The 7,988-nt window shown below is 71.7% G+C and carries 9 protein-coding genes; 6 read left to right on the top strand and 3 right to left on the bottom strand.

Annotated elements, in window-relative coordinates; translation table 11 throughout:
• Nucleotides 1–415: 415 nt before the first annotated feature.
• Entirely contained in the window at nt 416–1,198 is a 783-nt protein-coding gene (locus tag A2790_RS12895) for a class I SAM-dependent methyltransferase (RefSeq protein ID WP_293392193.1), read from the bottom strand.
• Between the two features lie 87 nt (nt 1,199–1,285).
• On the opposite strand from A2790_RS12895, the gene A2790_RS12890 reads away from it, so the two are divergent.
• On the top strand, nt 1,286–1,726 hold the full coding sequence (locus A2790_RS12890; RefSeq protein WP_293392190.1) for an Rrf2 family transcriptional regulator: 441 nt from the start codon (nt 1,286–1,288) through the stop codon (nt 1,724–1,726).
• On the opposite strand, the gene A2790_RS12885 is transcribed toward A2790_RS12890, so the two are convergent.
• A complete protein-coding gene (locus tag A2790_RS12885) occupies nt 1,723–2,214 on the bottom strand; it encodes a recombinase family protein (RefSeq protein WP_293392187.1) in 492 nt (163 codons plus the stop codon). The genes A2790_RS12890 and A2790_RS12885 overlap by 4 nt on opposite strands.
• 119 nt (nt 2,215–2,333) lie before the next feature.
• Entirely contained in the window at nt 2,334–2,906 is a 573-nt protein-coding gene (locus A2790_RS12880) for a GNAT family N-acetyltransferase (RefSeq protein WP_293392184.1), read from the bottom strand.
• A 33-nt stretch (nt 2,907–2,939) separates the two neighbouring features.
• Between A2790_RS12880 and A2790_RS12875 the strand changes: the two genes are divergently transcribed.
• Genes A2790_RS12875 through dxs form a run of 5 tightly spaced genes read left to right on the top strand, consistent with a single transcriptional unit; the run spans nt 2,940 to nt 7,596 of the window.
• Nucleotides 2,940–3,863 carry a histone deacetylase family protein gene (locus A2790_RS12875; protein ID WP_293392181.1) on the top strand — a complete coding sequence of 308 codons (924 nt, stop codon included), beginning with the start codon at nt 2,940–2,942 and terminating at the stop codon, nt 3,861–3,863.
• A gap of 18 nt (nt 3,864–3,881) precedes the next feature.
• A complete protein-coding gene (locus A2790_RS12870; RefSeq protein WP_293392178.1) occupies nt 3,882–4,490 on the top strand; it encodes a histidine phosphatase family protein in 609 nt (202 codons plus the stop codon).
• Between the two features lie 53 nt (nt 4,491–4,543).
• Entirely contained in the window at nt 4,544–4,786 is a 243-nt protein-coding gene (locus A2790_RS12865; protein WP_293392176.1) for an exodeoxyribonuclease VII small subunit, read from the top strand.
• The gene (locus A2790_RS12860; protein WP_293392196.1) at nt 4,783–5,664 is read left to right on the top strand and encodes a polyprenyl synthetase family protein; all 882 of its coding nucleotides are present in this window, start codon (nt 4,783–4,785) and stop codon (nt 5,662–5,664) included. The genes A2790_RS12865 and A2790_RS12860 overlap by 4 nt, the downstream gene beginning before the upstream one ends.
• 15 nt (nt 5,665–5,679) lie before the next feature.
• On the top strand, nt 5,680–7,596 hold the full coding sequence (gene dxs / locus A2790_RS12855) for a 1-deoxy-D-xylulose-5-phosphate synthase (protein ID WP_293392173.1): 1,917 nt from the start codon (nt 5,680–5,682) through the stop codon (nt 7,594–7,596).
• Nucleotides 7,597–7,988 lie beyond the last annotated feature (392 nt).

Below are 7,988 nucleotides of genomic sequence, written 5' to 3'. Positions count from 1 at the left end.
GACGCCCGCGGGGCGTCGTCCTTGACATCGCCGGACCCCAAGGCTCGCATCAACCATGGATTTCAGGGCGGGAGCTATCCCCGGCGGGGATGTCTTGCTGCGGGGGCGCCGGGGCCGGACGCTAGCGGTCTGGCGGTGGGACCGGCGCATCTCCTCTCCCGGCGCGGCGGCGAGCAACTTTCCGGGGGTCCTGGCTGACGATGGAGCGGGGGCGGTCGGGCCGGCGCCGCCCCTCTCCCGACCCTCTCCCCGCTTTTCGCTTCGCTCGGGGGGAGAGGAGGTGAAGGGCGGCGGATCATCCGGGGTGGCGATCAACTGCGGCTTCGGGGTCGTGGCGGCTGGGTCCCGGGTCTGCGCGCTCTGGCGAGCGCTTCGCCCGGGATGACGGGGCGAGGGGGAAGGGCTGGGAGCGCCCTTACCGCTGCGCTACGGCGATCAGGGCCGTGGAGGGGACCGGGAGGATGGGGCGGCCGGCGGCCAGGCGGCGGGTCTCGGCGACGACGGCGGCCTGGTCTTCGGGGCTGAGGCTGGTCCAGTCGGGGGACGTGCCGAAGAGGGCGCCGGGGTCGTCGTCGAGGAGGGCGACGTCGAGCGGGTAGTCGTGGGTGACGGGCTCGATCTTTGGGTCGCGGTAGCCGGCGGCGATCAGTTCGCGGGCGAAGTCGGCGGGGGCGCTGAGGGCCTGGACGGCCTGCGGCATCGACATGCCGGGGCGCTCGGGGAAGAGGCGGCGGCGGATCTGGCCGAGGAGGAGGAAGGTGGCCGCGCCGCGGTCCTGCCAGGTGGAGACCACGCCGTGGCCGCCGGGGCGGGTGACCCGGGCCATCTCGGAGAGGCCCTTGCGCCAGTCGGGGAACATGATCACGCCGAAGATCGAGAAGACGGCGTCGAAGCCGGCGTCGGGCAGGGCCAGGGCCTGGCCGTCCATCACCTGGGCCTCGACGTTGGGCCGGCCCGCCGCGGCGATGCGGGCGACCATGCCGGGGGAGAAGTCGGTGGCCAGCACCTTCGCGCCCGTGCGCGCCGCCGCCAGCGCCAGGGCGCCGGTGCCGGCCGCCACGTCGAGGACGCGGCTGTCGGGCGTCAGGGGGAGGCGCGCGAGGGCCGCCTCGGCGTAGCGGGCGGTGAAGGGGTGGGCGGTCCTTTCGTAATGCAGGGCGGCGGCGTCCCAGTGGTTCGGGTCTTCGAACTGGCGCATCGGCGGGGCTCCTCTATCACGTAACATGAGAAGTAGCGTGATGGGGCGTGCTTGCCAATGGGGGGTGGCGTCGGGAAGGATCGGGCCATGCGCAGCGACAGTCGCCTTTCGCGGATGCTCCACGTGCTGCTGCACCTGGCGCGGCGGGACGAGCCGATGACGTCGGAGGCGATCGCGCAGATGCTGGGGACCAACCCCGTGGTGGTGCGCCGGACGATGGCGGGCCTGCGGGACGCCGGCTACGTGCGCTCGGAGAAGGGCCATGGCGGCGGCTGGATGATCGCGGCGGACCTGGAGCGGGTGTCGCTGCTGGACATCCACCGGGCGGTGGGCGGCCCACGGATCTTCGCCATCGGGAACGAGCATGAGAACCCGGACTGCGCCGTGGAGCGGGCGGTCAATGCGGCGCTGGAGGACGCGCTGCGCGAGGCCGAGGCGCTGCTGGTGGCGCGGCTGGGGGCGGTGACGCTGGCCGAGCTGGCCCGGGGGTTCGACGCGGCGTGCGGGGCGGCGGAGGCCCGGGGCTAGGCCTCGGCGGTTTCGACGGCTTTCAGCTTGCGCCAGACGGTCATGCGCGAGACGCCGAGGCGGCGGGCGATCTCCACCGGGCCGACACCGGCGCGCTGGAGGGCGAAGATCTCATGCGCCGCGGCGGAGGGTCGCCGGCGGCGGCCGCCCGAGGGCTCCAGCCCCGCCACCGCCTCCAGCACCGCCCGCAGCGCCCGGCCGCTGGGCCCCTGGCTGGTGAGCTCGGGCTCCAGCACCAAGAGGCCGGCGCCGCGCGCCTCCAGCCGGTCGAGCGCGTCCAAGAGGCCGCGGCCGCCGAGGGCCAGGCGGTCGAGGCGGGTGACCACGAGCTGGTCGCCCGTCCCGATGAAGTCGAGGATGGAGTCCAGCGCCTGGCCGCCGGCGCCCGGCTCCTCGGCGCGGACCACCTGGCAGCCGGCCGCCTTCAGCCGGATGGTGTCGTCGTGCGCGGTCGCGTCCCGCAGCCGCACGTAGCCGATCTTCAGCATCCCCACCGCCGATCCCGTACAAGCTCAACCTTCGGCGGCTAAGGTCCCAAATGGCGGCGGTCGCGCCAAGACGGCATGACGTTAAATCGAAGCAATGAACGCGGCGGAACTGGGCGAATTCAGGCGAAATTGTGTCGGGTTTCCGCCGAATGCGGCGAGGACTTGGAAAAACTCTCCGCGGGACGGCGCAGGATGAATTCGCGGTCGACGGTCTTGCCGACCGCAAAGCCGTATTCGCCGACCTTCTCGAAGCCGTGGCGCTCGTAGAACCGCTGGGCGCCGAAGTTCTCGGACCAGACGCCGATCCAGACGGCGCGGGGGCCGTCCGCCTGGAGCCAGTCGATGGCGGTGGCGAACAGCGCCTTGCCCAGGCCCCCGCCCTGGTGGTCCTTCAGGAAGTAGATCCGCTTGAGCTCGCCGCACGTGGGCGTGACCTCCGGGTGGGGCAGGCCGCAGGGGCCGACCGAGGCGTAGCCGATGGCCTGGCCGCCGGCCTCCACCAGCCAGGACGCCTTGGCCGGGTCGGCGAGGTCGCGGCGGGTGCGCGGGACGTCGTAGGCCTCGGCCAGGAAGGCGCTGAGGTCCTCGGGGTCGTAGAGATGGGCGAAGGTTTCGCAGAACGTCCGGGCGCCCAGGGCGGCCAGGGTCTCGGCGTCGGCGGGCGTCGCAAGGCGGATGGTCGGTTGGCTCATGGGCGAAGGGGCAAGTTGCGGTAGGATCGAAGCATGACCGTCGCGCTCTACACCCATCAGGACATGCTCGACCACCGTCCGGGCGAGGGGCATCCGGAGTCGCCCGAGCGGCTGCAGGCGGTGTCGGACGCGCTGAGCGACTCCGACCTGGACCTGACGCCCAACGATGCGCCGCTGGTGGAGGCGGCCGACCTGATGCTGGCGCACGACGAGGCCTATGTGCAGCTCATCGAGCGTGCGGCGCCGGCCAGCGGCCTGCGGGTGCTGGACCCCGACACCTACATGTCCGCAGGATCGCTGACGGCCGCGCGGCGGGCGGCGGGGGCGGCGGTGCAGGCGGTGCGCGACGTGGCGGCGGGCCGGGCCGAGCGGGCCTTCTGCGCCGTGCGTCCGCCGGGGCACCACGCCGAGCCGGGCCTGCCCATGGGCTTCTGCATCTTCTCGAACGTGGCCCTGGCGGCCCTGGCGGCGCAGCAGGCGGGCCTCTCCCGCGTGGCGGTGGTGGACTTCGACATCCACCACGGCAACGGCACCCAGGCGGTGCTGGCCGGGCGGCCCGACACCTTCTTCGCCTCGATCCACCAGTGGCCCATGTGGCCGGGCACCGGACACCCCGACGAGGCGGTCCCGGCCAACATCGTCAACGCCGTGTCGCCAGAGGGCGCGCCGGTGGAGGTGTGGCGCAGGGCGTTCGAGACGCTGATGGACCGGATGGACGCCTTTGCGCCCGACCTGATCCTGGTCTCGGCCGGATTCGACGCCCACGTGCGCGACCCGATCGGCGGCGCCGGCCAGGCCCTGGAGGAGGCCGACTTCGCCTGGGCGACCCGGGCGATCGTCTCGGTGGCCAACCGCCACGCGAAGGGTCGGGTTGTGTCCTCGCTTGAGGGCGGGTACGACCTCGAAGCTCTGGGCCGTTCGGCGCTCGCGCATGTGAGGGCCCTCGGCGAGGGGTAGGGTGCGTTCCCAGGATCGATGGCCAGCGACGTGAGCGACCAGTCCGCGCCCGTGCGCCACGGCGCCATCATCCTCGCGCGCCACGGGGAGCCGGCGCTGTCGCGCAAGGTGCTGCTGTCGGCGGCCGAGTACCGCGCGTTCTGGGCCACCTACGAGATCGGCGGCATCCTGCCCGGCCAGACGCCGCCCGACCGGCTGCGCAAGTTCGTGGCGGAGTGCGGGGCGGTGGTCTCCTCGACCCGCCTGCGCGCCATCCAAAGCGCCCGGACCATGGTGGGCGAGCGGGAGTTCCCGCACCACGAGATCCTGATCGAGGCGCCCCTGCCGCCGCCGAATTTCCCGTCGTGGCTCAAGCTGTCGCCCAAGCTCTGGGGCTTCATCGCCCGGGTGTGGTGGTGGTTCTTCAACCACCACGAGGGCCAGGAGACCCGCGCCGAGGCCGAGGCTCGCGCCGACCGTGCGGCCGCCCTGCTGATCGGCCTGGCCGCCGGGGGCGAGAACGTGGTGGTGCTGGCCCACGGCTTCTTCAACCACCTCATCGGCCGGTCGCTGAAGAAGCTCGGTTGGCGGCTGGTCGAGAGCGAGGGCTACAAATACTGGTCCATGCGGCGCTTCGAGCGCGGCTGAGGCGCACCGAATTGGGCGTGGATTCCGCCGTTCGAGGCCTCTAAACACGTTCCATGTCCGAACCCGCCGACATCTCCGCCATGACTTTCGAGACCGCCTTGGCGGAGCTGGAGCAGATCGTGGCCAAGCTCGAATCGGGCCAGGCGCCGCTCGAGGATTCGATCCGCATGTACGAGCGGGGCGCGGCGCTGAAGGCGCACTGCGAGACGCGGCTGGAGGCGGCCCGCCTGCGGGTGGAGAAGATCGTCATGGGGGCAGGCGGCGCGCCGGCCACAGAACCGGCCGAGTTCAGCTGATGGACCTCGCCCAGCGTGTGGCCGAGGCCGCGGACCTCGTGACCGTGGCGCTGGACGAACTGCTGCCCCGCGCGGACGGGCCCGAGAGCCGGCTGACCGAGGCGATGCGGTATGCGGCCCTGGGGCAGGGCAAGCGCCTGCGCACCTTCTTCGCGCTCGAGACCGGGCGGATGTTCGACCTGGACGAGACGTCGGTGCTGCGCTCGGCCTGCGCGCTCGAATGCATCCACGCCTACAGCCTGGTCCACGACGACCTGCCCTGCATGGACGACGACGACATGCGGCGCGGGCAGCCGACCGTCCACGTGGCCTATGACGAGATGACCGCCGTCCTGGCGGGCGATGCGCTGCAGGCGGCGGCGTTCGAGATCCTGGCCCATCCCGACACCCACCCCGACGGGAACATCCGCTCCGAGTTGATCTCCCGGCTGGCGGTGGCGGCAGGGGCGCGGGGCATGGTGGGCGGCCAGATGATCGACATGCTGGGCGTGCGCGAGGACTTAGGCGGCGTGGCCCGGATGCAGCGGCTGAAGACCGGCGCCCTGATCGCCTGCGCCTTCGAGCTGCCGCTTGTGCTGGCCCGGGCCATGGACGCCGAGCGCTCGGCCCTGATGGCGTTCGCCCACGACCTGGGGCTGGCCTACCAGATCGTCGACGACCTGCTGGACGCCGAGGGCGACGCCGGGACCATGGGCAAGGCGGCCGGCAAGGACGCCGGCGCGGGCAAGACCACCTTCGTCACCCTGCTGGGCGTGGATGCGGCGAAAGAACGCCTCGGACTCCTCAAAACCCAGACGAAATCCCACCTGGATCCGTTCGGCGCGCGGGCGGAATTCCTGCGGGCGAGTGTCGATTTCGTGCTAGAGCGCCGCCAATAGTTGAGGACCGCCGCGTTGCCCCCTGAAACCCCTCTGCTCGATACGGTCGCCTCGCCCGCCGACACCCGGAACCTCTCGATTCCGCAGTTGAAGCAGCTGGCCGACGAGCTGCGGGCCGAGACCATCGACGCCGTGTCGCAGACGGGCGGGCACCTGGGCGCCGGCCTGGGCGTGGTCGAGCTGACCGTGGCGCTGCACCATGTCTACGAGACGCCCGCCGACATCCTGATCTGGGACGTGGGCCACCAGGCCTATCCGCACAAGATCCTGACCGGCCGCCGCGACCGCATCCGCACCCTGCGCCAGGGCGGGGGCCTGTCGGGGTTCACCAAGCGCTCCGAGAGCGAATACGACCCGTTCGGCGCGGCCCACGCCGCCACCTCGATCAGCGCAGCGCTGGGGTTCGCCGCCGCGCGCGACGCCGAGGGCCGGGACAATAAGGTGGTCGCTGTGATCGGCGACGGCTCGATGAGCGCGGGCATGGCCTATGAGGCCATGAACAATGCGGGGGCCACCAAGCAGCTCACCGTCATCCTCAACGACAACGACATGTCCATCGCCCCGCCGGTGGGCGGGATGAGCGCCTATTTCGCGCGGCTGGTCTCGGGCGGCGGCTACCAGAGCCTGCGCAACCTGGGCAAGTCGGTGGCCAAGGCCTTCCCGCGGCCGATGCGCGAGGCGGCCCGCAAGGCGGAAGAATTTGCCCGGGGCATGGTCACCGGCGGCACCTTCTTCGAGGAGCTGGGCTTCTACTACGTGGGCCCCATCGACGGGCACGACATGGACGCCCTGGTCCACGTGCTGCAGAACGCCCGCAAGATCGACGACAAGCCGGTCCTGGTCCACGTGGTGACCCAGAAGGGCAAGGGCTACGGCCCGGCCGAGAGCGCCGCCGACAAGTACCACGGCGTGGTCAAGTTCGACGTGATCACGGGCAAGCAGGCCAAGCCCGCCCAGGCCGGCCCGCCCGGCTACACCAAGGTGTTCGCCCAGGAGCTGATCAAGCACGCCGAGCGCGACCCCAAGATCGTGGCGATCACCGCCGCCATGCCGTCGGGCACCGGCCTGGACCTGTTCGGCGCCAAGTTCCCGGACCGCACCTTCGACGTCGGCATCGCCGAGCAGCACGCCGTGACCTTCGCCGCAGGCCTCGCCGCCGACGGGATGAAGCCGTTCTGCACGATCTATTCGACGTTCCTGCAGCGCGGCTACGACCAGGTGGTCCACGACGTGGCGATCCAGAGCCTGCCGGTGCGGTTCGCCATCGACCGGGCCGGCCTCGTCGGCGCGGACGGGGCCACCCACGCAGGCTCCTTCGACATCGGCTATCTGGGCGCGCTGCCCGGCATGGTCATCATGGGCCCCTCGGACGAGGCCGAGCTGGCCCATGCCGTCGCCACGGCCGCCGTGATCGACGACCGTCCCTCCGCCTTCCGCTATCCGCGTGGCGAGGGCACGGGGGTTCAGATCCCGCTGCTGGCCGCGCCGTTCGAGATCGGCAAGGGCCGGATCGTGCGCGAGGGGACGGCGGTGGCCATCCTGTCGTTCGGGACCCGCCTCGGCGAGGCGCTGAAGGCGGCCGACCAGCTCGCCGCCCGGGGCCTCTCGGCCACCGTCGCTGACGCCCGCTTCGCCAAGCCGCTGGACATGGACCTCTTGCTGCGGCTGGCTCGCGAGCACGAGGCGCTGATCACGGTGGAAGAGGGCGCGGTCGGCGGCTTCGGCGCCTTCGTCCTGCACGCCCTGGCCGAGCACGGCGCCCTGGACCGGGGCCTGAAGGTCCGCACCCTGACCCTGCCCGACATCTTCCAGGACCACGACAAGCCCGACGTCATGTACGCCCAGGCCGGCCTGGACGCCGACGGCATCGTCCGCGCGGCCCTGGGGGCCCTGGGCGTGGACAACGCCTCGGCCAAGGGGCGGCGGGCGTAGGGATCGGGCTTGGTCCGAGGGGCGCCGGGATGGGCGGCTCGCCGGGAAGCGGATGTGCTCGAGCTCAGCAACGGGTGGATCGCAGTCATTCGCCACCCTTCGCCGTCATCCCGGGCGTAGCGCTCACCAGAGCGCGGAGACCCGGGACCCAGCAGACAGGACCTCGAAGCTGCGCCACGGCGGATGACGCAGGCAGCGTCACGGCCTAGCTTTCGTCGATGGTCGGGCAGGACGCCTTCATCGCCGTCTACATCCTGGCGAGCCGCCGGAACGGAACGCTCTACACCGGTGTGACCGCCGCTTGCGGCGCGTATCCGTCAGCACAAGCTCGGGACCTTCGAAGGCTTCACCAAGACCTACGGCTGCAAGACTCTCGTCTGGTACGAGGTTCA

Source organism: Phenylobacterium sp. RIFCSPHIGHO2_01_FULL_69_31 (assembly GCF_001824475.1).
Classification (GTDB): domain Bacteria; phylum Pseudomonadota; class Alphaproteobacteria; order Caulobacterales; family Caulobacteraceae; genus Phenylobacterium.
Note: the sequence above shows the minus strand (reverse complement) of the source record. Positions and strands in the feature narration are given on the sequence as shown.